The sequence below is a fragment of the Hyphomicrobiales bacterium genome, from assembly GCA_039973685.1.
Taxonomy (GTDB): Bacteria; Pseudomonadota; Alphaproteobacteria; order Rhizobiales; family JACESI01; genus JACESI01.
Window position 1 is genome coordinate 1 of sequence record JBDWKL010000014.1, and the last position, 26,080, is coordinate 26,080.

Here is a 26,080-nt window from a genome sequence, read left to right on the forward strand (position 1 = left end):
AGAAAACGTGCTATTAGATAGTTCTAAATGATCCATTTTGAGCTAGTGCCCGTGATTGAAAAAACACCCTATGCAGTATTGAACGCCCTTCAAGAGGCTGTGTTTATTTTGGACAGTGACCGAAAGGTCAAATTTGCCAATGATGTTGCCGACAGAGTTTTTGGTGAACAATTCATCGGCCTCGATTTCATTCAAGTGGTCCGGCACCCTGATTGCATTAAGACAATAGACCTCGTTGCAAATGGTCAAAGCTCTGCTGTAACCAATGTTACGATTGAACACCCCGTCAAAGCTCTCTTTAAAATGCTTGCAAGTGATATCGGGAGTGAAGAGATACTTGTCAGCTTCCTTGATATTTCTGACCTTCGCGAAGCAGAGCAAATGCGTTCTGATTTCGTTGCCAATGTAAGCCATGAATTACGATCTCCCCTCACCTCCATTGCTGGCTTCATTGAAACACTTCGCGGGCCTGCCCGTGATGATGAAGCGGCGAAATCTCGATTTTTGGAACTGATGGATCGTGAAGCAAAGCGCATGGTGCGCTTAATTTCTGATCTTTTGTCGCTGTCCAAAGTTGAAGCCAATATGCGCGTGCGCCCGCAAGGAAGTGCCGACATTGTGGCGATTGCAAAACAGGTGCAAGCAAGCCTTGAAGAGCAAGCAGCAAGTGACGGAAGTAAGATCAACATCCACACGACCCAACCAAATCATATTATCCCCGGCAATTCGGACGAGCTGACACAGGTTCTACAAAACCTAATAGAAAATGCTATCAAATACGGGGCACCCAATACGGCGGTAGATGTCACTATTGGTGTAAAAAACCACGTGGCTGGCATTTCTGGCGACATACTTTGTGTTGAAATTCGCGATCATGGTGAAGGCATCGCTGGCGAACATATCGGGCGATTGACGGAACGGTTTTACCGTGTTGATGCCCACCGCTCCCGCGACATGGGTGGCACTGGCCTTGGGCTTGCCATTGTAAAGCACATCGTAAACCACCATCGCGGGCGCGTTCACATTGAAAGTGAAGTTGGCGTTGGAAGCACGTTTTCTGTTTTCCTTCCCACCACCGCCTGACCGGCTTAATCCACAACTGTCACATAAGTGTCATGCAACTGTCGTAGCAACTACACAACTGCTGCGTAATTGGGTCGTGTAAACGCTCAATATACAGATCTCCTGAAAGGAGAAGACATGACCATCAAGAAATTAGCTTCCGTCTTAGGAACAGGCGTATTCGCCCTGTCGACATTCGCAATTGCGACTTCTGGTCAAGCCATTGCTCGTGATCAAATCAGCATTGTAGGCTCATCCACAGTGTTTCCCTTTTCAACCACAGTTGCAGAACGCTTTGGCAAGAACACAGAGTTCAAAACGCCCGTCGTTGAAAGCACCGGATCTGGTGGCGGCTTAAAGTTGTTCTGTTCAGGTGTTGGTGAAAGAACACCAGACATTACGAACGCATCACGCCGCATCAAAGCATCTGAAGTTGAACTTTGCGCGAAGAATGGCGTTGCTGACATTGTTGAAGTCAAGATTGGCTTTGACGGTATTGTGCTTGCAAATTCACGCAAAGCAGACGTTATGCAGATCACCCGCAAAGACATCTTCTTAGCACTCGCTAAAGATGTGCCAGACGGTGAAGGCAAGACAAAACCAAACCCTTATAAAACTTGGTCGGATATCGACCCGAACCTTCCAGCCACTAAAATTGAAGTGCTTGGCCCTCCTCCAACATCAGGCACACGCGATGCATTCGTTGAGCTTGCTATGGAAGGCGGTTGCAAAGAGTTTGATTGGATAAAAGCGCTCAAGAAAACTGACAAGACGGCCTACAAAACCCTTTGCCACACCATTCGCGAAGATGGCGCTTTTGTTGAAGCGGGCGAAAACGACAATCTGATTGTGCAAAAGCTTGAAGTTAATCCAAACGCCTTTGGTATCTTCGGCTACAGCTTCCTCGATCAAAACTCTGACAAAATGCAAGGCAGCTTGATCGGTGACGTAGAGCCTACTTTTGAAAACATTGCAGATGGCGCCTATCCAATTTCACGCTCTCTCTTTTTCTACGTGAAAAAGGCGCACATTGGAGTGGTTCCCGGTATTGAAGCTTATTTGTCAGAATTCATCAGCGAAGATGCTGCAGGTGAAGATGGTTATTTGGCAGACAAAGGCTTGATCCCAATGGGAGAAGAGGAAGCAGAAGAGTGGAAATCTAAGATCACTAATCTGCAAAACCTAGCCCTCTAAATTGAAACAACTGGCTCAGTGTTTGAAAGAATGCTGAGCCAGAATAAATCGAGCTTATAATGTCAAAAGCTGAACCAACCACAATCGACATCACTGGCAAATCCTCACGGCGTAAGGTGCAAGAACAGATCATTACAAGCGTAATGTTTCTGTGTTCATCGATTGCTGTTCTGATCACCATTGGGATCGTCGCCTCGTTGGCATTTGAAACAATTGCATTCTTCCAGAAAGTTCCGTTTTTCAACTTTCTCTTTGGTCTTGATTGGAGCCCGCAAACAGCGCTGCGCTCAGATCAAGTCGGCTCATCAGGTTCGTTTGGTGCGGTGCCGCTTATATCAGGCACCTTGCTCATCAGCGCAATCGCGATGATCGTTGCAACACCCCTCGGCCTCCTCTCCGCCGTCTATCTCGCCGAATATGCATCAGACAAAACAAGAAGCATTGTTAAGCCCTTACTGGAGCTTCTAGCGGGCATCCCTACCGTTGTTTATGGCTTCTTTGCAGCCTTGATCGTAGCGCCAATGTTACGCGGTGCGGGAGAAAGTGCGGGCATTGCAATATCATCAGAAAGCGCGCTTGCCGCTGGCCTTACAATGGGTGTGATGATCATTCCGTTGGTATCGTCTTTATCCGATGATGTGATCAACGCCGTACCCCGTGCATTGCGCGATGCGTCTTACGGGTTGGGCGCTACACAGTCAGAAACCATCAGACAGGTTATCTTACCAGCCGCTATTCCTGGCATTGCTGGTAGCCTCCTCTTGGCCACATCACGCGCGATTGGTGAAACGATGATTGTTGTGATGGCAGCTGGATTAGCCGCCAACCTAACAGCAAACCCTTTTGAGGCGGTCACAACCATTACCGTCCAAATCGTAACACTCCTCACCGGCGACCAAGAGTTTGAAAGCGCTAAAACGCTGTCAGCATTTGCGCTTGGTCTGCTGCTATTCATTGCCACCCTTTGCCTCAATGTGATCGCGCTTAAAATTGTCGATCACTACAAGGAACAATATGACTGAGAACCTAGAAATTTTCTCGAAGAGAAACGCGAAACGCCACAGATCAGAATTCCGGTTCCGTCTGTTTGGCATGTTCGCAATTCTGCTTTCGCTTGCTTTCCTTCTGGTCATCGTTGGGTCCATCGCTTTGCGGGGAACATCGGCTTTCCGCACGTCTTTCATCCAGATCGAAATGGATTTACCTGCAGATAAACTTGATGCTGAAAACATTAAAGGCGAGCGGTTTGGCAAGCGATTAAAGGCTGCTTTGCGCGATAAATTTCCTGAGGCGAAGTCACGGAAAGAAAAGAAGAAACTATACGGCCTTGTCAGCTCCACCGCAGAATACTCAATCCGTGATCAAATCGTCGAAACGCCTGAATTAATCGGAACACGCGCAAACTTCTGGGTTCGCACCTCCAGCGATGCGGATATGTTCTTAAAAGGCTATATCGATAGAACGCTCGATGAAAGTCAGCGCCGCTTAGATGATAGACAGATCGCTTGGTTAGAACAGCTTCAAGGTGAAGGCCGGATCGAAAGCCGCTTTAACACGCAGTTTTTCACAAATGGCGATTCTCGTGAACCAGAACAAGCAGGCGTCTTAGGGGCGGTTATTGGTTCTGCGCTCAGCTTGCTCGTGTGCTTTCTCATTGCGTTTCCAATAGGCGTATTGTCGGCGGTCTATCTTGAAGAATTCGCCAAGAAAGGCCGATTAAGCCGCATTATCGAAATCAACATCAACAATCTTGCAGCCGTCCCTTCAATCGTTTTTGGATTACTTGGCCTCGCGATCCTGCTCAATACCTTTGGCTTGCCAAGGTCAACACCCTTGGTCGGCGGCATGGTGCTTGCGCTCATGACCTTGCCAACCATCATCATTGCCTCACGAGCTGCTTTGCGGGCTGTCCCGTCATCCATTCGCGATGCAGCGACAGGTCTGGGTGCCAGCAAAATACAAACGACCTTTCATCACGTCATCCCGCTTGCAATGCCGGGCATGCTGACAGGTTCCATCATTGGCATGGCGCAAGCACTCGGCGAAACGGCACCACTACTGATGATTGGCATGGTGGCGTTTATCGTCGATGTACCGCAAGGCATAACGGATGCAGCAACCGCCTTGCCAGTGCAGATATTCTTATGGGCCGACAGCCCAGAACGAGGCTTCCTTGAAAAAACCTCAGCAGCCATCATGGTTTTATTGGTTTTCCTTATCGCAATGAACCTCATCGCAATCGTGCTACGGCGTCGATTAGAAAACCGCTGGTAGGAGAGAAGAGTTGAACAACATGGTAATGTCAAAAGAAATGCAGATGCTCAATAACAGCGCCGAAAGCAACCAAGAGGAAACGGTCCTACGTGCCCGCAATGTCGACGTTCATTATGGCGAAAAACAAGCACTGTTTGATGTCAATTTGGACGTGCGAAAGAATGCTGTAACAGCGCTTATCGGCCCATCTGGTTGTGGCAAAAGCACCTTGTTGCGTTGTTTTAATCGTATGAATGACGTCATACCGATCTGCAAAGTTTCAGGCATGATCACCCTTGAAAAACAAGACATCCATGCATCCAAGGTGGACGTTGTGAGCCTTCGTCAAAAAGTCGGCATGGTCTTTCAAAAGCCAAACCCCTTTCCCAAATCAATCTATGACAACATTGCCTATGGACCGCGCATTCACGGTATAACCAGTTCTAAAGCTGAGCTTGATGCGATTGTTGAAAAGAGCTTGAAGCGCGCAGGGTTGTGGGACGAGGTGAAAGATCGTCTTGATAAGTCAGGCATGGGGCTTTCAGGCGGGCAACAGCAACGCCTATGTATTGCGCGTGCAATCGCCGTTCAGCCAAAAGTAATTTTAATGGATGAGCCCTGCTCTGCCCTTGATCCGATTGCGACTGCAATCATTGAAGAGCTTATCGATGAATTGCGAGAACGCTATTCTATCGTCATTGTGACACACTCAATGCAACAAGCAGCACGCGTGTCACAGCACACCGCGTTCTTCCATTTAGGTGACTTGGTTGAATATGGTGATACAAGCAACATATTCTCCGCCCCAAATGATGAGCGGACAAAGAATTATATAACCGGAAAAATCGGTTAGATCATAGAGTGAAATCATAAGGTGAAGTTATGGAAAATGTTCATATCGTAAAGTCCTTTGACCAAGAGTTAGAGCAAATCCAAAACATGATTTTGGAAATGGGTGGACTAGTCGAAACCCAAATCGGGCAAGCTATAAAGGCGCTCGTGGTTCGTGATGTGGAACTTGCAAAAATGGTGCGCAAGGAAGATCGAGCTGTCGATTTGTTGGATACGCAAGTTCATGAGTTGACGATGCAAACGCTCACACTACGGCAGCCTTTGGCCGATGATTTGCGCAATGTTATTAGCGCGTTGAAAGTTTCGTCGAACCTTGAGCGCATTGGAGACTATGCCACTAACATCGCCAAACGAACCGAAGTATTGGCGAGCATTCGCACTGTTGGCACATCGGAAAAAACGATACAGCGCATGGGTGACATGGTTCAAAAAATGGTAACCGACGTCATCAATGCATACATCAAAAAAGATGTAGAGATGGCTGATGAATTGCGTCTGCGGGACGAAGAAGTCGACCACATGCACAACACGCTGTTTCGCGAACTGCTGACCTATATGGTGGAAAATCCGCGCAACATCACGCCCTGCACCCATATGCTGTTTATCGCGAGAAACCTTGAGCGCATGGGCGATCACGCCACCTCCATCGCTGAACAAATCCGCTATGCAGCAACGGGCGCAATGCCAGAAGATCGTCGCCCAATTGGTGACAGAACAAGTCAAATGGTTGCTGAAGAAAAAGACTGATAGACCGATGTTAAAACACAAAGTTCTAATCGTTGAAGATGAGACAGCCCAAATGGAGCTGCTCGCCTACAATCTTGAGCAAGAACAATATCAAGTCATCAAAGCAACTGATGGCGAAGAAGGATTGTTGCTTGCAGAAGAGAACAATCCAGACCTTATTATTCTCGATTGGATGTTGCCCAAATTATCCGGCATTGAAGCCTGCCGCCAATTAAAGCGCGGAAAGAACACCAAGAATATTCCAATCGTCATGCTGACAGCACGCGGTGAAGAAAATGACAAAGTGCGCGGGCTAGACATTGGTGCTGATGACTACATGGTCAAACCATATTCGGTCGCCGAGCTGCTCGCCAGAACGCGCGCCTTGATCCGCCGCAACAGCTCTATGACTGCTGGGCAGATTATCGAATATGGAGACATAAGCTTTGATCCCGAGAAATTCAAAGTTTCCCGTAATGACATCGCTCTCAATCTCGGTCCAACCGAGTTTCGTTTGCTTTCTGTCTTCCTCAGCAGGCCTGGTCGGGTGTGGAGTAGAGATCAGCTTTTAGAAAAGGTCTGGGAGCACGATTTAGATATTGATCTACGCACTGTCGATGTTCATGTCGGCCGATTACGCAAAGCATTACGCCAAGAAGGGAAAGCAGACCCGATCAGAACCGTGCGTTCTGCTGGTTATTCTTTGGACCTTGAAACTAACTCTTGATTTTGCAGACCTCCGCAATGGTTGTCTTGCTCAAACGCTCAATTAAAGTCCGTTCAACATCTTCCATTACCGCCGAGACTTGGCCGCGAAGCGCGTGTTCGAGAGAACAACGGGGCACTTCATCCCCGCCATCTGTTGCGATAAGTTTTTCATCAAGAGCTGTGTAAACATCAGCCAGAGTTATCTCAGTTGGAGACTTAGCCAGTTTCCAACCTCCCGCATGTCCTTTCTCAGACGTTAAAAGCCCCGCCTCCCGAAGTCGCCCTAAAACCCGACGAACCACAACAGGGTTCGTACCGGCATGGGTCGCGATGTGCGCAGATGTTCGCGGCTCCCCCTGCTCCACCGCCATATGGCCGAGTGTGTGCAACGCGAGCGATAAGCGACTGTTACGTTTCATAGGCAATTTTCCTCATTATGTGGAAACACGTAACAATGCCAGTTGCATAAGTCTAGTAACTATGCGAGTTACATAAATTCAGTAACTTAAAAAGTTACATGAAGTTCAACCCAAAAGGAATTACGCACGATGCTTGATAATCGACTTCCTGTCACAGTTCTCTCAGGTTTTCTGGGAGCTGGAAAAACAACATTGCTCAATCGTGTCTTAAATAACCGCGAAGGACGACGTGTTGCCGTCATTGTAAACGATATGTCCGAGGTCAATATCGATGCTGATCTTGTCAATGCGAACACGAATTTAAGCCGCACTGAAGAGACGCTCGTCGAAATGTCTAATGGATGTATTTGTTGCACCCTGCGCGACGATCTTTTGGAAGAAGTGCGTCGCTTGGCGAAAGAAGATCGGTTTGATTACCTGCTGATTGAATCAACTGGCATCTCAGAACCTTTACCAGTCGCTGCAACCTTCGAGTTTGAAGATGAAGAAGGTGACAGCCTTTCAGATGTCTCACGACTTGATACGATGGTTACAGTGGTTGATGCCGTCAATTTGTTGAGAGATTATTCTTCCCATGATTTCTTGAGTGACAGGGGCGAAACACTTGGCGACGACGATGAGCGCACGCTCGTTCACCTTCTCACAGACCAGATCGAATTTGCAGATGTCGTCGTCTTGAACAAAGTCAGCGATGCTGGACCAATCCGTGTAGACGCCGCCCGCAAGATTATTCGTAGTCTCAATGCTGATACGAAGATTATTGAGGTCGATCACTCTAACGTGCCTGCCAGCGAAATTCTAGAAACAGGACTGTTCGACTTCCAAAAAGCGCATGAGCATCCCATGTGGGCCAAAGAACTTTACGGCTTTGCTGACCATGTACCTGAAACGGAAGAGTATGGTGTTGCCTCTTATGTGTATCGTGCGCGCCAGCCTTTTATTCCTGAGAAAATCTCAGAACTACTCAACGGTGAATTACCAGGTGTGATCCGAGCAAAAGGGCATTTCTGGATTGCCTCGCGCCCTGAATGGGTTGCTGAATATTCTCTCGCAGGTGCTTTATCTTCAGTTTCTCCTATGGGGCAATGGTGGGCCACAGTACCAAAAGAGCAATGGCCAGATCACGATAGCCTGCGCGCTTATATGAAAACGAACTGGGAAGACCTCTGGGGTGATCGTCGCCAAGAGATCGTTTTTATTGGTGCTGATATTGATTGGTCCAATTTGAAGGCGCGCTTGGATAGCTGCTTGGTTCCCGTGATGACCGCTACCTCAATAGATGAACTGCCAAATTACCCTGACCCGTTTCCTTTATGGCGACGGGCGCAAGACGCAGCTTAGCGCTGCGATATGCGGCTTGATGTAGGTGGGCCCCACCACCAAAGATCAAGCCGCATTTCTCCTGCAACCGCGACATCAACAGCCTCCGACCCACAGCTTAACAGCGCAAAAGCAACACAATATTTGAAAACTAATCCATCAGGAACCCAACGATGAATGCAATATTGCCAGATGTCTCCCTTACCGAGACAGCTCCAAAACTCAGCCCGCTAGAATGGGTTGGTATGAAGGGCATCGTTTTGCCAATTACCGTGACTGAGCAAGGTGATCGGCGCGACCTCCATGCGAGAGCTGATTTGCAGGTTGACCTTCCAGCACCCCATGTGAAGGGCATTCACATGTCACGCCTCTACCGTCTTCTCAATAGCGGGTTAGGCGAAGGTGAAACGCTAGCCTCAGCTTCAATTCAAAACTTGTTGGCGGGCATGGTTGATACCCATAAAGATTGCGGCAGTCAGAACGCGCGCATGAAAATGAACTTTGACCTCTTGCAACGCCGCGCCGCCCTTATCACAGAGGGTCTAGCAGGTTGGAAATCCTATCCTGTGAAATTAGAAGCATCCCTCATTGAGGGTACATTCAACCTTCGCGCTGAAGTGACAGTCGAATATTCATCTACCTGCCCCTGCTCCGCTGCCCTGTCACGGCAATTGATTGAAAACGGCTTTCGCGATGCATTTGACGGGGAAAAAGCAATTGACATTGAAACTGCCGCTGAATGGTTAAGGGACAACGCAACGCTCGCAACACCCCACAGCCAAAGAAGTAAAGCCAAGGTCTCAATCCAGTTGAATGAACCAAACAGCGAGAGCCTCGGATTACTCGCGCTTATCGACCGAATTGAAGGAGCCCTTGCAACACCTGTCCAAACAGCTGTTAAACGTGCCGATGAACAAGCGTTCGCGGCTCTTAACGGTCAAAATCTGATGTTCGTTGAGGATGCTGCACGCCGTATTCAAGCAGCGCTTGAAAACTACTCACAGCCCAAAATTTATGTGCGGCATATAGAGAGCCTTCACCCGCATGACGCGGTTGCTTGGTCTTCAAGCGAATAAGTGAGCATAAAAAAACGCCCTTAAACAAGTTTAAGGGCGTCTATAAGTTATCAGTTAACCGTCGCACTTGCATCCAGCATGACCGCAGCCAGCCCCACTAGGGTGGCCATCAGCGCAGTCATTACTGCAATAGTTTTGTTCGTCTTTTTTGATCGCACTTTTAATTTCAACGATACAAACGCAATTTGAACAAGCGCATTTTTGCTGGGTTACTTCAGGCATGATTATCTCCAGTTATTATTCTTCGTTGTCATGATGGCCATGCTCGAACAAATGATCGATCATGATTTTGAGGACACTATGCACACAGGCATCTGCCATGGAGTAGAACACCTGCTTTCCCCGCCGTTCTGACTTCAAAATACACGCTGAGCGAAGAAGCCTAAGATGGTGGCTGGTTAGAGACGCTGACGAACCAAGGTGTTCAGCAATGCCCCCAGCAGATCGTTCTTGGTCCATGCAAGCAATTACAATCGACAAACGAGTGGGATCTGCCAGCAAACCAAAGGTTTCAGCAAGCTCTGGGGTTTCCTCAATTCAACAACAACTCAGCCGAGATGATCCGCACGATAAGGTCATCACCATGCGCGAGTACGAACAATATAAAAATTAGAATAAATGGTGATCCCGGCAGGATTCGAACCTGCGACCTGATGATTAGAAGTCAACTGCTCTATCCAGCTGAGCTACGGGACCATTATGTGAGGGAATGCCTTAATGCGTCCACGGCGTCAAGCGGCCATATTTGAAATTATCAGAATAAGCGACGCGTGAGATTTTGCGCTCTTTTGATTTTACGACTGTATAAGCGATACTGTGACGCTCTGCGTAATTTTCAGCTTCTTCCTGCGTTTCAAAAGACAGCTTCACTTGGCTATCCATATCGTTGCATGACGTGTAGCCCATGAAAGGGTCGCGTGCTTTTGTGTCGTTGGACACATGCTCCAAAACCCATTCATTACCTTTGCCTCGGCCAGACTGCATGGCTGATTTTGTGGGCTTGTAAATTCTTGCGACCATTGTCGTTCTCTCTGCTACGTCAGGGTTTCACTCATATGACACCAAGGTCACATCATAACAATGATCAAGTGAATGATTCCTTATAGAGGCAACAGGCACACGGTTCAATGCTATGGAGCAGCCTGCCCCACTTAAATCCACAAACAGCATTGCCATGATAGACGGTTTTGATGTCAACAATCTGAGAAGAAATGGTCGGAGCGGCAGGATTCGAACCTGCGACCCTCTGGTCCCAAACCAGATGCGCTACCAGGCTGCGCTACGCTCCGATGCCATTCATATCAATCGCTAAAAGTCGATGCGGTTGATAATCACTGAACAGAAAGCCTGATCGCTGCTCAGCACTCGCCGTGGATAAACCAAGCAGTTCGATTGTTCAAGCGTTTTTTATAAAAAGAAGTGACGAAATTTTATCCGCCTTCATCATTCAAGAAACTGTATCAAATTAAGTGGTCAAAAGTTTAGCTGCGAGCGCTAAAGCTTGCAGTCATTATCACCGAACGTGACTTGATCACCGACATTTAATCCAAATTTCTTAGCGACGCCTGCATTCACTTCCAAAACGAATTTCGACGGTTTTTCTGACGAAATAATATCCAGTGAGAAAGGTTTGGTATTCATGGCGATATTGACCACTCTGCCCGCACCATCGAAGAAAATCATATCAAGGGGAAGGATTGTGTTGCGCATCCACATATTGACCATTTGCGTTTCACCAAAATCAAACACCATGCCAGCTTTTTCGGGCAGCGTTTTTTGAAACATCAATCCAGTTACACGGGATTCTTCATCAGTCGCAGGATGAGCGCAAAACACAGTTGCATCACTTCCATCACTAATGGTCATCGTTTTGGTCAATTTCAGCACAAGCGGTTCACGCGCCACGGCATGAATAGAACTGAAAACAAGAGTGAGGAGGAGAGAGATAAAAATACGCATGAGCAATTACTACACTGCTCATGCTGAAATCGTCGAGTAAAATTTTACGTGAAGGCCACTAATGCGACGCAGGCAATCCACTAAAGTCCGCAGGTCTGATTTCCGCAACCATCAAGCCTTTAGCACCATGCCCATAACGAAGGGTCATCACTTGGCCCGGACGCAGTTCTGCAATGCCGTAACGGCGCAACGTTTCCATATGAATGAACACGTCTTCGTCCGTTTCTTGCAGCACTAAGAAACCATAGCCCTTGATGCGATTGAACCATTTAACGGTCGCAGGCATGAAACCACTAACCGCTTCCACAGGAGTGTAAGACGATGAGGGTTCGATCTGGCTTGTATGCTTTGCAGTCGATTCATCCATGCTAAGGATGCGAAATGCTTGGTATCCACGGCTACGCTCAGCCACTTCACAAACAATGCGAGCACCTTCATAAGCGGTTTGGAACCCATCCCGCCTCAAACATGTAACATGGAGAAGAACATCCGGCATGCCATTATCTGGCACAATGAATCCAAAACCCTTTGAAACATCGAACCATTTAATGAACCCTGCGACTTCCACGAGGTCCAAATTGGCTTCATCCACACCATCGGTGGCATCTAAGCCGGTCGCTTTATTATCAAATTTCACTTCCATCGCAACGCCTCTAACCCGCCTGAATTTTGCTTTTCGCGATTCAACAATTGATTCTCTCATTGAGAATACCATCGACAAAACTGGTAGCCAGTGGATTTTGCTAGATGTCAAATCAAGCTGGGGATAAAGATTTGCAACGCAAAGTCGTAAGAACAAAAATTACACCATCAGCACGAAATGACTAAAGAACGATTCCTTTCGTAATTTCAACAAGATCCCCTCGTAAAACCAATCGAGCATATCCATCAAATGGCGTTTGTTCCCGATTAATAATAATAAGCGCGGAATTCTGCCGTAATGCGGCTTCTAATAGCCCACTTGCAGGCCAAACGAGCAGCGATGAACCAATTGCGATCACTAAATCTGCTGTTTGAATCATTTTTTCGGCCCGCTGGATATTGCTTGGTGGCAAGTTTTCACCGAACGACACAACCGCTGCTTTGATTAAACCACCGCACTCACAAGTGGGAATATCATCCGTTTCTTCGATATGTTGCTCCACAACGTCAATCTCATGCCGTTTGCCGCAACTTAAACAATGAGCATGAGCACCAGTGCCGTGAAATTCAACCACATGGTCATCACTCACCCCTGCCCGTTGATGAAGTCCATCAATATTTTGGGTTATGACACCATTGGCGCGGCCTTGGTTTACTAAATTTGCAATGAATGCATGCGCTGCATTTGGTTCGGCCTTAGCGAAGAATTCAGCCATATGAAAGCGGCGGTCCCAATCTTCACGCCTTGCAGCCTCGCTTGATACGAACTCTGAAAATTCAACAATGCGGTATTGCGACCAAATCCCGCCTGGGCTTCGGAAATCAGGAATACCAGAGTGGGTGCTGATACCGGCTCCTGTGAAGAAACATATCGTATCAGCATCCATAATTGCTTGGCTAAGCGCAGTGCGGGCATCCTTAACATTATCGATAATCAAAACGCTCTCCAAAGGCCTTAAATTCCACCCTCAAATGGTAGGTAAAATTGGTATAAAAAAAACAACGATAAAACTTAGTTTTTCCTCTTGCCACCTAGAACTGAAAACATTATACACTGGCTCCAGTGCGCGCCCTTCGTCTATCGGTTAGGACGCCAGGTTTTCAACCTGGAAAGAGGGGTTCAATTCCCCTAGGGCGTACCACTGCTTTCCCTCAATCATTTCTCGTACGAGAAAACATTCGAATACACGGCCAATTTGACCGTGTATACTTCAAGTGTTTTCAAACGTTTTAGCTGTCGTAATCGCGAAGATCGTCGATGACCTTGCCATCATTAGGCAGGCTGTCAGGGGCAACTAACTGAACTTCGCCTTTCATTTTGCAGATCGACAAAACCGCCTCTTCCACAGAAAGGCGCACTGCATCATCTTGGGCAGCGCATTCGCATTTTAAGACCATTGCATCACGGTCACCATCTCTCACCACTTCGAGGCGAAGACGGCCGAGGCCGGAGACAGTCTTCTCAATGTCAGCAACCTGTGACGGGTCAATGAACATGCCTTTTACTTTGGTGCGCTGATCAGCCCGACCCATCCAGCCTTTTATACGCATGTTAGAACGTCCGCACGGGCTTTGCCCTGCAAGCACGGCAGACATATCGCCCGTACCAAAACGGATAAGTGGATAGTTCTTTTTGAAGCTTGTGACAACGATCTCGCCAACATCGCCATCAGGCACGCGTTCATTGGTGCCCGGTTTTACGATTTCAACAATGTAATCCTCATTGACGATCAAGCCTTCCATCGCTTCAGATTCGTATGCGATACACCCAAGGTCAGCGGTCGCGAAAGCTTGCAGCACAGAAATGCCGCGCTTGTTATAATCTTCGCGCATACTTGGGAAAAGCGCACCACCAGAAACCAGCGCCCTTTTGATGCAACTTAAATCCACACCCATTTCGTCAGCTTTATCAAGAATAGCTTTCAGATAATCTGGCGTACCTAGATAACCAACAGGTTGCAAAGCCTGCATCGCCTGCACCTGTGTTTCCGTATTTCCGGGACCAGCAGGAAAAACCGCGCATCCAAGGGCTACCGCTGCTTGATCAAGAATAAAGCCACCCGGTGTCATGTGATACGACAAGACGTTGTGAACAATATCGCCTTTGCGAAATCCGGCTGCATAAAGAGCGCGCGCGCCATTCCATGCGTCGTCACCTTCTGGCTGTGGCTCCCAAATTGGACCAGGCGACATAAACACACGACCAAATTCGGAGACGGGAGCAGCGGCAAAGCCACCAAACGGTGGTTGCTCTTTCTGCTTTTCCATTAGCTTAGGTTTTCGCAGAACAGGCAATGAGGCAAGCGCGTCCAGTGATGTGACCTCAGCAGGATTAAAGCCACTAAAGTGCTCGGCCCAGCTTGGCGCATTATTCACCGCATGAGCAATTAAATCAGGCAGGCGAGCGCATAGCTCCCTCTCCCGTTCGCCACCATCTTGGGTTTCACGGTTGTCAAAATAGTCTGCCATATCAGATACCTTCTGCGCGCTAAGCTTTATTGCTTTTCAACTTTGTTGAGAAGAATTAGGCGAGCCAGCGTTTACGTCGTTTATAGTGCTTCACATCGCGGAATGATGTTTTCTCTTCGTCATCATCACCGCCACCACCATCGCCAAGGTAGAACTCTTTAACGTCTTCGTTCTCAGCGAGTTCTTTCGCATCGCCATCAAGCACCACACGTCCATTTTCAAGAATATAGCCATAGGTTGCGTAGCGCAGGGCAGCGTTGGTGTTTTGCTCAGCAAGCAAGAAACTCACGCCTTCATTCTCATTCAACTGTTTGACAATTTCGAAGATTTCTTCAACCAGCTGTGGTGCAAGGCCCATGCTTGGTTCATCGAGCAAGATCATGGTTGGCTTTGCCATCATCGCGCGACCAATCGCCGTCATCTGCTGTTCGCCACCAGAAATATAACCAGCAAGCGATGTTCTGCGCTCACGCAGGCGCGGGAAATAATTATAAACCATCTCAAGATCTTTCGCGATCGCAGCACGTCCGTCTTTGCGCGTGTAAGCGCCTGTCAGAAGGTTTTCCTCAACAGTCAAATGCTCAAAACAGTGACGACCTTCCATCACCTGTATGCACCCGCGTTTAACAAGTTGGTTTGGAGAGAGTGATTGAATTTCATCACCCTTAAATTCGATATTGCCTTTCGTCACCTCGCCGCGTTCAGCTTGCAAGAGGTTCGAAATGGCTTTCAATGTTGTGGTCTTGCCAGCGCCGTTTGCACCCAGTAGCGCCACGATACCGCCTTGTGCCACATCTAACGAAACACCTTTGAGCACCAAGATCACATGATCATAGATCACTTCAATATTGTTGACCGAAAGGATCGGCCTTGCATCTTCTTGGTCTGCATTCATTGGGGCGTTCATAGCAAGTCTCCCGAAGGGCGGTGATACATGATTTTTTTGAAAGAAGAGGGCGAGCAAGCCGCCCTCTTCCAAATTTAGTTAGGTAGGCTTAGCCACAAGTTTGTGTCTGCCATCCAGACTGCTCAGAAACATACTTGTCTGCAGCGTCTGCAAGCAAAGGTTTCACAACTTCAGTCATTGGCGGAATAAGGTCGCTAATGCGGCCCCAATTGCTGCCATCCCACTGCTGGATGAAGATAGAACCAGAACCTTCGTGGTCTTTACATGAGCCAGAAATAGGCGCTGTAAAGCCTTCCAAGCCAACTTCCTTCAAACGCGCTTCGTCAAGCACGAAAGTTTCAAGACCAAGACGCATGTCTTCACCAGTGATACCCTTCTTGCCTGTTGCTTTTTGAGCGGCACGAACAGCTTCAGCCATGATCACAGCGTTAAACAAACCACGATTGTAGTTCACTTTACCCACATCGTCTTTTTCTGCTTGGCTTTTGCCAGCATCAACAACGTGCTTGATCACATCTTGAAGTGCAGGGAAGTCAACGCCAACGCCGGAGAAGTTAGCAGCTTTGTAGCCTTTACCAGGCGCGCCAACTGGTTCCAGATCGGCATGAGCACCAGACCACCAGTTACCAATGAACTTATCCATTGGGAAACGGATTTTAGCGGCTTCTTTAATAGCCGTTGGTGTCATTGCTCCGAAACTCCAAGCAATCATCCAGTCTGGACGCTCTTTACGAACGTTGAGCCATGTTGCACCTTGAGCCTGCATTTCTTTAACGCCGACAGGGAAACCAACCCATTCAAAGCCCATTTCAGGGGCAAGTTTTTCAAGTAGTGGGATCGGCTCTTTACCGTAACCAACGTCTAGGTAGATAAAGCCAATTTTCTTACCTTTGATGCCACCATTTGCGTCAATGTACTGAAGAATGGAAGACATTTGGCTCCAGTAAGATGCTGGATAGTTGAAAGTCCAAGGGAACTTTTCACCAACAGCAGCCGCTGACAGGCCATAACCCATAGAAAGAACCGGAATCTTATCGACCGGTGCTTTTGGGATCAGCTGTAGCGTGATGCCAGTTGAATAAGGGTTATAGGCAAGCGCGCCATTACCTTTAGTCGCTTCATAACACTCAACACCCTTTTGAGCGTTGTAAGCAGTTTCGCATTCTTCAAGGACGATTTTCGCCCCACCAATGCCGCCATCACGTTCGTTTAGCATTGTGAAGTAGTCAGCAAAACCATTCGCAATCGGTGTACCTGCACCAGCAAATGGACCAGTACGATAGCTGAGCGACGGAATGTAAAGCGTATCTTCAGCAAAAGACGGTGTCGATGCGAAGACAGATCCTGCGACTGCAAATGCAGCAGCTCCAATTATCATATTCTTGAGCATATAGTTTCCTCCCAATACTCATTTGATCAACTTAATGTCGATCCTCCCTAATAGAACTCTTATAAATTCAAGGCGAGTTCCAACCCTGCGGACCTTCCCCTAGTATGGGAAAGGCCAAACACGTAATTTTTGTTTGATGATAGACCACAAGCGCGCGAGCCCTAACGGTTCCATAATCAAGAATACCACGATCATAACACCAATAATGATATCTGAAACAAGATCGGCAGCAGATGACGTGATGGTAAAAGGTGTTAGAGCATCCACCAACGGCGGCAACCAATCGCGAATAATCACTGGCAAAATCCAGATTACCGCTGCCCCTAAGAAACAACCAAGCAAACTTCCAAGCCCGCCTAAGATCACCATGAACAATATTTCAAACGAGTGGTTATAGTCGAAGCTTTCAACCTCGGCTGCACCAAGCCACAAGAACACCATCAACGCACCAGCGACACCGCAATAAAACGACGATACGGCAAAGGCAGAAAGCTTTGCATAGAGTGGACGCACGCCCATAAGTTCAGCAGCAATATCCATATCGCGGATCATCATCCACTGACGACCAATCCGTCCTGAAATCAAATTGGAAGCAAACCAAGTCATGATCACGACTACGGCCAACACCACAAGATAGCGGACCTCAGCAGAGGCTTGTGCACCCGTTACAATGACACCAAATGCTTCGCGTTGCGGCACTTCAATCGCGCCCGAGTCATTATAGTTGTAAAGCCAAGGAATACGGATAAAGGCCCACTCAAGGAAGAACTGCGCAGCAAGCGTTGTAACAACCAGATAAAATCCCTTGATCCGCAAAGACGGCAAGCCGAAGAACACACCAACAATGGCTGAGAAAAAGCCCGATACGAAAATAAAGATCAAAATATTCACGTCAGGGAAGGCAAGCGTCAGCTTATAGCAAGCATAAGCCCCTACCCCCATAAAGGCTCCGGTCCCGAGTGATATTTGTCCGGTATATCCAGTCAGAATGTTCAAACCGATAGACGCAAGGGTGAACACCAAAAACGGGATCATTATCGCGCCAAGAAAGAACTCGCTACCAAAGAATGGGATCACGAGAAATCCAATGATTATGTAAAACCAAATGAATAGCTTGTCTTGAAAAATCGGGAACTTTGCTGAGTCGGTTTTATAGCTTGCTTTAAACTGACCTGTTTCACGGTAAAACATCTGCCAAACCTCCCCTAAATTCGTTCAATGTGTTTTTCGCCAAACAAACCTTCAGGTCTGTAAAGCAAGAAAATGAGTGCGATGATGAAGGCAAACCAGCTTTCTGTGCCGCCGCCCAAAATTGGAGATCCCCAATATAGATCGAACAGCTTTTCACCAAAACCGATGATCAACCCGCCGATGATCGCGCCCGGAATGGATGTGAACCCACCCAAGACCAACACCGGCAGAGCTTTCAACGCGATCACCTGAAGCGCGAAGGAAACATCCGATTTAGCGGCCCACAAAATTCCGGCAGTCAACGCAACGACACCAGCTGCAAACCACACGATAACCCAAATTCGTTCAAGCGAGATTCCCACTGACAGTGCAGCTTGGTGATCGTCGGCCACCGCGCGAAGCGCTCGGCCTGTTTTCGTCTTGTTGAAGAACAAAGCCAAACCCGCAATCAACAAGGCTGCAATGATGGCTGCTGCAATATCAATGTGTTGGAAAATGACAAGGCCACCACCAACTTCCCAATCACTCGAACCGGTTGGCAAACCAAGCTCAGTAGTGATCATCGCCTTAGGCTCACCACCAAAAATCAGCTGGCCACCAGCAATGAGGATGAATGTGATACCGATTGTCGACATGAACAAAATGATATCAGGCTGATTCACGAGCGGCTTCATCACGAAGCGCACCACAGTCATTGCAAGAAGCGCCATGACACCCAATGTCAGCAACACCGCAATATAGGCAGGAACACCTAACGCGTGAATGCCCACCAATACGAGTGCTGCAAACACCACCATGATGCCTTGAGCAAAGTTAAAAACACCTGACGCCTTAAAAATCAGCACAAAACCAAGCGCGATAAGAGAATAAAGAGTACCCGATACAAAACCTTCCCACAGAGCCTGTAAAAACAGATCTGGCAGGGCATACATGGTTTCAAACGGTTCGATAAAAATTTTACTCAACAGTTCCATTAGTGTGATACCCCCAGATATGCATCAATAACGTCCTGATTAGCTTTCACCTCTGCAGGCGTTCCATCCGCAATCTTCATGCCATAATTCAACACGACCACACGGTCAGACAAGTCCATCACAACACCCATATCGTGCTCGATTAGTGTAATCGTCGTTCCAAATTCTTGGTTCACACTGATGATGAAACGGCTCATATCTTGCTTTTCTTCCAAATTCATACCAGCCATTGGCTCGTCGAGCAGAAGTAAGTCTGGCTGCATGGCAAGCGCACGTCCAAGTTCAACGCGCTTTTGCAAGCCATATGGTAGCCGCCCAACAGCCTCTTTACGGATGGCCTGAATTTCCAGAAAATCGATAATCTCTTCGACAAATTTGCGATGCTCAATTTCTTCTTGAAGCGCGGGGCCACTACGCCACAATTGCCAGAAGAAGTTCTTATTCATCTTCAAAGTACGACCCGCCATAATATTGTCCAAAGTGGACATACCGCGGAACAACGCAACGTTTTGGAAGGTGCGAGCGATGCCTTGGCTTGCTGCCACGTAAGGCTTCATCGCAGAACGCGGATTACCATTATAAGTAATGGTGCCAACTTGCGGGTGATAAAACCCGTTGATCACGTTCAACATAGATGTTTTACCAGCACCGTTCGGCCCGATGATCGCGCGGATTTCACCCTTCTTCACATTGAAGCTCACATCTTGGATGGCTTTCACGCCACCAAAGGAGAGCGAAATGCTGTCGACGTCCAAAATATTTTCTTCAGAAATCCGACTAGAAGTCGCGTTGCCTATACTTGCTTGTATATTCATTCTGCAGCCTCCTTAACAGCTTGGCGGATCGGGAAAGTTTCCGAATCTACAATTTGAACCGTTGCAGAAATCTCGCCACTTCGACCATCTTCAAAGGTCACTTCAGTGTTTACGTATTTCTCGGTTGACCCATCGTAAAGCGCTTCAATGAGAGGTTCATAACGATCGAACACAAACGGACGGCGCACTTTTAGCGTTCTCGTCAATTCGCCGTCATCCGCATCCAATTCTTTGTGCAAGATCAAGAAACGTTTGATTTGGCCACCGGCAACATTTGGTTCTTCGGCAAGCAATTTATTCATGTCGCGAACATGTTCGCCGATCATTTCATAAACTGTTGGATGCCCTGCAAGCTCTTGATAACTGGCATAAGAAACATTGTTACGCTCTGCCCAATTACCAACCGCCTGCAAATCAATATTGATCATCGCAGCCGCATAATCACGACCATCACCAACCGTCACAACTTCCTTGATATTCGCGAAGAACTTGAGTTTGTTCTCGATATATTTTGGTGCGAACAAATTGCCATTGGTGAGCTTACCCACATCTTTCGCGCGGTCGATAATCTTCAACTGACCATCGCTCTCAAAGAAGCCAGCATCGCCTGTGTAAACCCAACCATCTTTGGTTTTCGTCTCAGCTGTTGCCTTCGCGTTTTTATAATACTCTTGGAAAACGCCAGGGCTTTTAAAGAGCACTTCGCCATTGTCGTTGATTTTAATGTCAACGCCCGGCGCTGGCACGCCCACCGTATCAGCACGCACACCACCATCAGGCTGAACGGTTACGAACACGGTCGCTTCCGTTTGGCCATAAAGCTGTTTGAGGTTGATGCCGAGAGAACGATAGAACGAGAAGATTTCAGGGCCAACAGCTTCACCCGCTGTGTAGCCAACCCGAATGTTGGAAAAACCAAGCGTGTTTTTAAGCGGGCCATAGACCAACAAATCACCGATCCAGTATTTCAATACATCCATTGTAAAGTGGCACTGAATTTTGGCCCCGAAAACGTTTCGCAAAAGCCAGTAGACAACGATGCTCACAACAAATGCTGCAACCAGTGAGACCAAGAAAATCTGAATGATCGAACCAGCCGAAGCGCCTGACGAGGCGATCGAATAGATGCTGCCAAACACGAAAAGAGCAAAGAAGCTGGTTATGAAGAAGAAGGGCCGCGCATACGATCTTGCGAAGTTTTGCACACCGCCCCAAAAGCCCGTGTTTGACCCGCGATTACGTCGGTTCATCACACCTTCACCGCAACGTTTTGCAACGTCGAGGAAATATTTGACCATGCCTTGCTTGAAGTTGCTCGCATCTTCCATGCGGATCGTCACATTGGTGAGCATCGTTTCAAAAATACGCGGTGGCGCAAAGAAGAAGCTTGGCCCAACCTCAACGAGGTCATGGTGCATGGTGTCAGAGTTTTCAGGACACGCAATACAAATACCAGCCACATAGCTTTCAGCATAGGAGAATACATGGTCCCCGACCCAAGCCATCGGTAGATAAGAAAGGATCGTGTCACTATCATCAAGGCTATCAAAATCAACAGCCGCATCTGCACTAAGGCGCACATTGTCATTTGATAAAACAACACCTTTTGGCTTACCTGTTGTACCAGATGTATAGAGCATAACAGAGGCGTCTTCGCCCTTGCCCTGATCAATCAATGAGACCCATTTATCACGGCTCAACTCGCTATTAGCGCGGCCTTTTTCTTGGATCATTTCAAAACTAAAAAGGTTCTTATGCTCATATTCGCGTAGGCCGCGAGAGTCGTCATAAATAATGTATTCGAGCATCGGTAAGCGGTCTGCAATAGACATCACTTTATCAACTTGCTCTTGGTTCTCAACAACCGCAACTTTAGCTTCAGCATGTTCGAGAACAAAAACCATCTCATCAGCAACCGCATCTTGATAAAGCGGCACTGGAATAGCGCCCAATGCTTGGGCAGCAACAAAAGTCCAATAAAGGCGGGGACGGTTGTCGCCAATAATGGCAACTTTTTCGCCCTTCTTTAAACCAAGGGCATGCAAACCACGCGAATAAGGTTCAACTTCACTAAGGACCTGAGACCAATTCCACGTTTGCCAAATACCAAGGTCTTTTTCTCGGATAGCAGCTTTGCTACCCCATTTCTGGGCATTTCTAAGCAAAAGTTTCGGAAAAGTATCTAGTCCAGCGGACGCACCGCTGGCGCTCTTTCTTTCCATTCGTTCCTCCCATTTACAGACAAATGCCGAAGCATCCTCCAATGTCCGTTAAGTGCCACTTTAAAGATCAACCCCTTTAAATGAACGCTTGTTCAATTACGCTAACCAAGAGCCAATCCTCTGTCAATTTGCATTTTTGCCAAACCATGACGGAAAATTGCGAATTTTCCTAATCATCGTTTATTGGCAGTCTACCCACTAAGTTGTTCTGCTAACTTCGAAAGATCTGTCATTAAAAATTTGGGCGTGCCTGAAAGTTTCTCAGGCAAGGCGCCGTAACGATTAAGCCGCGCAACCTGATAACCAAAATGCGCGCCTGCGTGGCTATCCCAAGCATTGTTAGAAACAAAACAGACCTCCTCCGCCTTGATTCCAAAATGATCCAGCGTCAATTGATAAACCCGCGGGTCCGGTTTGTTCACTTGCACCGCTTCGACAGACAAGACAGCATCCAGCTTGTCAGCGATACCAGCAGAATCAACCGCAGCGTCCAACATGTCCATTGAACCGTTCGACAAAATGGCGGTCTTAAAGCCTTTCGCCTGCAACGCATCAAGGCATGGCGCTACATCGTCGTAAGCTGCAAGCGTGAAATAGGCATCGACCAATTCTTTATGAAGCGCATCATTTTCAATGCCGTGCGCTTCCATCGCATAAGCGAGCGCATCCGATGTGACTTGAGTAAAGGGCTTATAGTCCTGCATCAAACTTCTAAGCCAAGTATATTGAAGCTGCTTATCACGCCACATAGCCGAAACTGATTGCGCTTGATCACCAAGCTTAGATGCTAATCTCCCTACAGGCGAGTGGACATCAAACATTGTCCCATAGGCGTCAAATACAACTGCTTTAATACCGGTAATTTTCGTCATTTCATGCTCATCTTGTTATCTCAGAGCATAGACAAACATGGTAACTGCGTGCTGGCAACGCACAATCTAAAATTTATAAGTGTTGTGACATTTGGTTAAAGCTGATAAGGCGCACCGCTTAAAAAGCCCCTGTCTGCTCGCTAAACCAATTTCGAATTAACTCTGTGACGCCTGCGGCTCCCCATTCTTCCATCATAATATGCCACCGTTCGGCGCTCAAACTGATCATGTCATTTACAGGACCAGGTTGCAGGTCATACGACCATGTTTGCAGTGAGGACGAATTAAAGGTGGCCAAAAATAACATCGCCACCAACATGATAATCAAGGTTTGCCAAACTGTCGTGTTCATATCCGCCCCCTAGAATTGGAAATAAATAAACGGCGCAACGTCATTTGGTGCGACCCATTGAATGAGCAACAAACCGCCCACAAAAACGACAGCCCGCGGTAACGCCCCTGCCCGTTCCATCCAGCCCCCTGCTCTTTGCAACAAGTCACTCGGCGTAAACTGAAATGCCATCGTTGCGATGATCAAGCTCAAGATAAACGGCGTGATGGTCGAAAACTCACTGGTGAACGCACCAAGACCTGCAATAAAGGTAAGAGCGGCCTCCAATGTTTCAGAACGGAAGAAAATCCAAGCAAGACAAACCACATGGAACGTGAATAAGATTCCAAGCAGTTTGGTGATCATGTTTACAGTGCTCTGCTTGCCACTCGTGAGCGCGCGTTCAACAGCCAAGACACCACCATGAATGAGACCCCAAATTACAAAGGTCCAAGCCGCCCCATGCCAAATGCCGCCAAGCAGCATGGTCAGGAGCAAATTGCGATAAGTCTTGATAACGCCGCCCTTATTGCCACCCAAGGGGATATAAAGATAATCACGCAACCAGCTTGATAGAGAGATATGCCAACGCCGCCAGAAATCTTGCAAGCTCGAAGCACGGTACGGCTGGTTAAAGTTCACATTGAACCGATACCCCAAAAGAAGAGCCACCCCGATGGCAATATCGCTATAGCCTGAAAAGTCACAGTAAATTTGAATGGCATAAGCATAAACGCCGAGCAGCAAATCAAGCGATGTTTGGCTTGCTGGATCAAAGAAGATTTCGTCCACATAAAGGGTCGCCAGATAGTTGGCGACGATCATCTTTTTAAACACACCAACAAGAATGAGAACCATCCCAAACGCCGCCATCTTATTGGTTAGCACTGGAGGCTTCTTGAGCTGCGGCATAAACTCAGCCGCCCGCACAATTGGACCTGCCACAAGCTGCGGGAAGAAGGAGATATAAAGCGCCACATCAAAAGGCGACCGCTCCGCTTCGATTTTGCGGCGATACACATCAACGACATAAGAAATGCCCTGAAAAGTGAAGAATGAAATGCCGATAGGCAAAATCAAATCAAACAACGGAACGTCCCGTTCAAGCCCAACTGCAATCAATAAATCAGACAACGACTGCATGAACCAATCGAGATATTTAAACGTTGCAAGAATTGCGAGATTAAGGGTAACCGCAACGCCAATCCAAAGCTTACGCTTACCTTCGCTGTTAGCGCCAGACACCAACAGCGCCGCGCCATAATTGATCATCGCATTGAGCGCTAAAAGCCCGCAAAAACGCCAATCCCACCAGCCATAAAAGACATAACTTACAATCAGTAAAAAGTGTTTTCTAATCGACGGTAGTTTGACCAAAAACCAACTAGTGGCAAAAACGAGTATAAAAAATAATGCAAAATCGATAGTTGGAAAAAGCATAAACGCAGTCCCATAATTATGAGACTGCGTTTTAGCATTGTTTCAATTTTTTTAAAGAACCTATTGACCGATTTCTTCAGAACTCACAGCAGCAACAACTTGCGGCTTATTCACGAGTTTCTTGATGTGAGCAACCAAAGCGTCGGCACTCTTTTGATAACCAGCACTGTTTAAGTGAACACGGTCAGATAGAGCAAGCTTCGGGCTAGAACGTGCCCATTTATCAATCGCACAATCACCACCCATTGCTGCATTCCAATCCCAGAAGTGACGACCGTTTTCTGCGGCAAAATCTTGTAGTGTTGAACGCACAGCACCCAACTTCAATGGAATGCGGTAGCCATTACAGTGACCAGCCGCTTTACCGCGACGGGATAGGCCAGACGCAGGACCAAGGAACAACCAGTCAGCTTTCGGTGCTGCTGCACTTACAGTGTTGTAGATTGATGAAACTTGGTTGCGGTATGCATTCATATCAAGGTTACTGTTAAAGCCCTCATTGGTGCCATAGCCCCAAACAACCAAATCTGGATTGAGGTGCTTAATGTCATTGGCGATAAGCTTCTTGTCCCAACGCTTTTGCAAGTGAGCTGTCGCGCTCACAATACCGAAGTTCACATAACGAACGCCCGCCTCTTCGCGGCCTGTCGCCCAATTGAGAACAGTGGTGCGACCGCCACCTGCTGGACTAACAGAGGCCGTTTTGCTGTAAGCTTTTACGCGAACAACTTTTGAACCACGTGTCGGTGAAACTGCATTGACGACTTTAGATTGTCCACCAGCAGAGATTTTCACTTTACCCTGCTGCGGTCCTGTCAAAACTGTCACTTCAGCCCAATCAAACCCTTGGCCCGTGGCTGCAAGGTTCATTTTTGCATTGGATGAAGAAGACCAAACACGCACACCAGACAGACCATAAGGCCCCGTCTTCGTGGTCAAGCTGCTTGCAGATGACCATGTGCCAGACGTGGACATTTTCACACCGTCTGCACGTGTCCATTTAAAGGCTTTCGCCGGAAGAATAGCACCGCGACCCGCATTACCATACTCAGCTTGAAGGCCATTGCGGATACCGCGTGTAAACGCGTCAGACGCAATATGACTATCACCCATATGAACAATGGTGACAGGCTTTAGGCGCGTACCATCGCGAAGGCTTGCAAGTTCTTTGACGATGGAACCGCTTGAATTGTGATGCGCACTGAAACGCTTCGGCGGCACAGGCGGCTTCACCCGAGGGATTGCAATGCCGAGAGGG

General features: G+C 47.7%; 26 protein-coding genes, 3 tRNA genes and 1 pseudogene. 10 read left to right on the forward strand and 20 right to left on the reverse strand.

Annotation, left to right across the window (positions count from 1 at the left end; all coding sequences use genetic code 11):
• Window positions 1-27: 27 nt before the first annotated feature.
• The 7 genes and pseudogenes from ABJO30_03580 (at window position 28) to phoB (ending at window position 6,814) form a co-directional block, all read left to right on the forward strand.
• Window positions 28-1,083 carry an ATP-binding protein gene (locus tag ABJO30_03580; protein ID MEP3231892.1) on the forward strand — a complete coding sequence of 352 codons (1,056 nt, stop codon included), beginning with the start codon at window positions 28-30 and terminating at the stop codon, window positions 1,081-1,083.
• 117 nt (window positions 1,084-1,200) lie between these two features.
• The gene (locus tag ABJO30_03585) at window positions 1,201-2,256 is read left to right on the forward strand and encodes a PstS family phosphate ABC transporter substrate-binding protein (GenBank protein MEP3231893.1); all 1,056 of its coding nucleotides are present in this window, start codon (window positions 1,201-1,203) and stop codon (window positions 2,254-2,256) included.
• Between the two features lie 122 nt (window positions 2,257-2,378).
• Window positions 2,379-3,278 (forward strand): annotated as a pseudogene (gene pstC / locus ABJO30_03590) (phosphate ABC transporter permease subunit PstC).
• Window positions 3,271-4,530, forward strand: coding sequence for a phosphate ABC transporter permease PstA (gene pstA / locus ABJO30_03595; protein MEP3231894.1), 1,260 nt, complete (start codon window positions 3,271-3,273; stop codon window positions 4,528-4,530). The pseudogene pstC and the gene pstA overlap by 8 nt, the downstream one beginning before the upstream one ends.
• 43 nt (window positions 4,531-4,573) lie before the next feature.
• Window positions 4,574-5,362, forward strand: coding sequence for a phosphate ABC transporter ATP-binding protein PstB (gene pstB / locus ABJO30_03600; protein ID MEP3231895.1), 789 nt, complete (start codon window positions 4,574-4,576; stop codon window positions 5,360-5,362).
• Window positions 5,363-5,391: 29 nt separating this feature from the next.
• Window positions 5,392-6,108, forward strand: a complete 717-nt coding sequence (phoU, locus tag ABJO30_03605) for a phosphate signaling complex protein PhoU (GenBank protein MEP3231896.1) — start codon at window positions 5,392-5,394, stop codon at window positions 6,106-6,108.
• 7 nt (window positions 6,109-6,115) lie between these two features.
• Window positions 6,116-6,814, forward strand: a complete 699-nt coding sequence (gene phoB / locus ABJO30_03610) for a phosphate regulon transcriptional regulator PhoB (protein ID MEP3231897.1) — start codon at window positions 6,116-6,118, stop codon at window positions 6,812-6,814.
• Here phoB and ABJO30_03615 read toward each other — a convergent pair.
• On the reverse strand, window positions 6,804-7,214 hold the full coding sequence (locus tag ABJO30_03615) for an Rrf2 family transcriptional regulator (GenBank protein MEP3231898.1): 411 nt from the start codon (window positions 7,212-7,214) through the stop codon (window positions 6,804-6,806). The genes phoB and ABJO30_03615 overlap by 11 nt on opposite strands.
• Window positions 7,215-7,343: 129 nt before the next feature.
• Between ABJO30_03615 and ABJO30_03620 the strand changes: the two genes are divergently transcribed.
• Together ABJO30_03620 and folE2 are read left to right on the forward strand one after the other, a co-directional pair.
• A complete protein-coding gene (locus ABJO30_03620) occupies window positions 7,344-8,555 on the forward strand; it encodes a GTP-binding protein (protein ID MEP3231899.1) in 1,212 nt (403 codons plus the stop codon).
• Window positions 8,556-8,707: 152 nt separating this feature from the next.
• Window positions 8,708-9,610 (forward strand): GTP cyclohydrolase FolE2, encoded by a 903-nt coding sequence (gene folE2, locus ABJO30_03625; protein ID MEP3231900.1) that lies wholly within the window; start codon window positions 8,708-8,710, stop codon window positions 9,608-9,610.
• 54 nt (window positions 9,611-9,664) lie between these two features.
• Here the strand turns inward: folE2 and ABJO30_03630 are convergent, their stop codons facing one another.
• The 8 genes from ABJO30_03630 to ABJO30_03665 form a co-directional block, all read right to left on the reverse strand.
• Entirely contained in the window at window positions 9,665-9,832 is a 168-nt protein-coding gene (locus tag ABJO30_03630; protein MEP3231901.1) for a metallothionein, read from the reverse strand.
• Between the two features lie 15 nt (window positions 9,833-9,847).
• A complete protein-coding gene (locus ABJO30_03635) occupies window positions 9,848-10,147 on the reverse strand; it encodes a metalloregulator ArsR/SmtB family transcription factor (GenBank protein ID MEP3231902.1) in 300 nt (99 codons plus the stop codon).
• A gap of 82 nt (window positions 10,148-10,229) precedes the next feature.
• Window positions 10,230-10,306 (reverse strand) — tRNA-Arg (locus ABJO30_03640).
• A gap of 18 nt (window positions 10,307-10,324) precedes the next feature.
• Window positions 10,325-10,630, reverse strand: a complete 306-nt coding sequence (locus ABJO30_03645; GenBank protein MEP3231903.1) for an ETC complex I subunit — start codon at window positions 10,628-10,630, stop codon at window positions 10,325-10,327.
• A 192-nt stretch (window positions 10,631-10,822) separates the two neighbouring features.
• A tRNA-Pro gene (locus ABJO30_03650) sits at window positions 10,823-10,899 on the reverse strand.
• Between the two features lie 205 nt (window positions 10,900-11,104).
• Complete coding sequence (locus tag ABJO30_03655) at window positions 11,105-11,569, reverse strand: DUF192 domain-containing protein (protein ID MEP3231904.1); 465 nt, start codon at window positions 11,567-11,569, stop codon at window positions 11,105-11,107.
• Window positions 11,570-11,627: 58 nt separating this feature from the next.
• Window positions 11,628-12,212: a cold-shock protein gene (locus tag ABJO30_03660; GenBank protein MEP3231905.1), complete on the reverse strand. Its 585-nt coding sequence runs from the start codon at window positions 12,210-12,212 to the stop codon at window positions 11,628-11,630.
• Between the two features lie 181 nt (window positions 12,213-12,393).
• Complete coding sequence (locus ABJO30_03665) at window positions 12,394-13,149, reverse strand: Sir2 family NAD-dependent protein deacetylase (protein ID MEP3231906.1); 756 nt, start codon at window positions 13,147-13,149, stop codon at window positions 12,394-12,396.
• 129 nt (window positions 13,150-13,278) lie between these two features.
• Here ABJO30_03665 and ABJO30_03670 point away from each other — a divergent pair.
• A tRNA-Glu gene (locus ABJO30_03670) sits at window positions 13,279-13,353 on the forward strand.
• 88 nt (window positions 13,354-13,441) lie between these two features.
• On the opposite strand, the gene ABJO30_03675 is transcribed toward ABJO30_03670, so the two are convergent.
• From ABJO30_03675 to ABJO30_03725, 11 genes are all read right to left on the reverse strand, one after another.
• Window positions 13,442-14,680 carry a phenylacetate--CoA ligase family protein gene (locus ABJO30_03675; GenBank protein ID MEP3231907.1) on the reverse strand — a complete coding sequence of 413 codons (1,239 nt, stop codon included), beginning with the start codon at window positions 14,678-14,680 and terminating at the stop codon, window positions 13,442-13,444.
• 55 nt (window positions 14,681-14,735) lie between these two features.
• Window positions 14,736-15,587, reverse strand: coding sequence for an ABC transporter ATP-binding protein (locus tag ABJO30_03680; GenBank protein MEP3231908.1), 852 nt, complete (start codon window positions 15,585-15,587; stop codon window positions 14,736-14,738).
• Between the two features lie 88 nt (window positions 15,588-15,675).
• Window positions 15,676-16,977 (reverse strand): ABC transporter substrate-binding protein, encoded by a 1,302-nt coding sequence (locus ABJO30_03685; GenBank protein ID MEP3231909.1) that lies wholly within the window; start codon window positions 16,975-16,977, stop codon window positions 15,676-15,678.
• A gap of 99 nt (window positions 16,978-17,076) precedes the next feature.
• The gene (locus tag ABJO30_03690; GenBank protein MEP3231910.1) at window positions 17,077-18,168 is read right to left on the reverse strand and encodes a branched-chain amino acid ABC transporter permease; all 1,092 of its coding nucleotides are present in this window, start codon (window positions 18,166-18,168) and stop codon (window positions 17,077-17,079) included.
• A gap of 14 nt (window positions 18,169-18,182) precedes the next feature.
• Window positions 18,183-19,142 carry a branched-chain amino acid ABC transporter permease gene (locus tag ABJO30_03695; protein MEP3231911.1) on the reverse strand — a complete coding sequence of 320 codons (960 nt, stop codon included), beginning with the start codon at window positions 19,140-19,142 and terminating at the stop codon, window positions 18,183-18,185.
• Window positions 19,142-19,957: an ABC transporter ATP-binding protein gene (locus tag ABJO30_03700; GenBank protein ID MEP3231912.1), complete on the reverse strand. Its 816-nt coding sequence runs from the start codon at window positions 19,955-19,957 to the stop codon at window positions 19,142-19,144. The genes ABJO30_03695 and ABJO30_03700 overlap by 1 nt, the downstream gene beginning before the upstream one ends.
• On the reverse strand, window positions 19,954-22,179 hold the full coding sequence (locus tag ABJO30_03705) for an AMP-binding protein (GenBank protein MEP3231913.1): 2,226 nt from the start codon (window positions 22,177-22,179) through the stop codon (window positions 19,954-19,956). Before ABJO30_03705 ends, ABJO30_03700 begins: the two co-directional genes overlap by 4 nt.
• Window positions 22,180-22,370: 191 nt before the next feature.
• A complete protein-coding gene (locus ABJO30_03710) occupies window positions 22,371-23,051 on the reverse strand; it encodes a haloacid dehalogenase type II (protein MEP3231914.1) in 681 nt (226 codons plus the stop codon).
• A 118-nt stretch (window positions 23,052-23,169) separates the two neighbouring features.
• Window positions 23,170-23,403 carry a hypothetical protein gene (locus tag ABJO30_03715; protein ID MEP3231915.1) on the reverse strand — a complete coding sequence of 78 codons (234 nt, stop codon included), beginning with the start codon at window positions 23,401-23,403 and terminating at the stop codon, window positions 23,170-23,172.
• A 9-nt stretch (window positions 23,404-23,412) separates the two neighbouring features.
• Window positions 23,413-24,759: an MBOAT family protein gene (locus tag ABJO30_03720; GenBank protein MEP3231916.1), complete on the reverse strand. Its 1,347-nt coding sequence runs from the start codon at window positions 24,757-24,759 to the stop codon at window positions 23,413-23,415.
• Window positions 24,760-24,882: 123 nt separating this feature from the next.
• The coding region (locus tag ABJO30_03725; GenBank protein MEP3231917.1) for a GDSL-type esterase/lipase family protein at window positions 24,883-26,080 on the reverse strand (1,198 nt) is incomplete at its 5' end.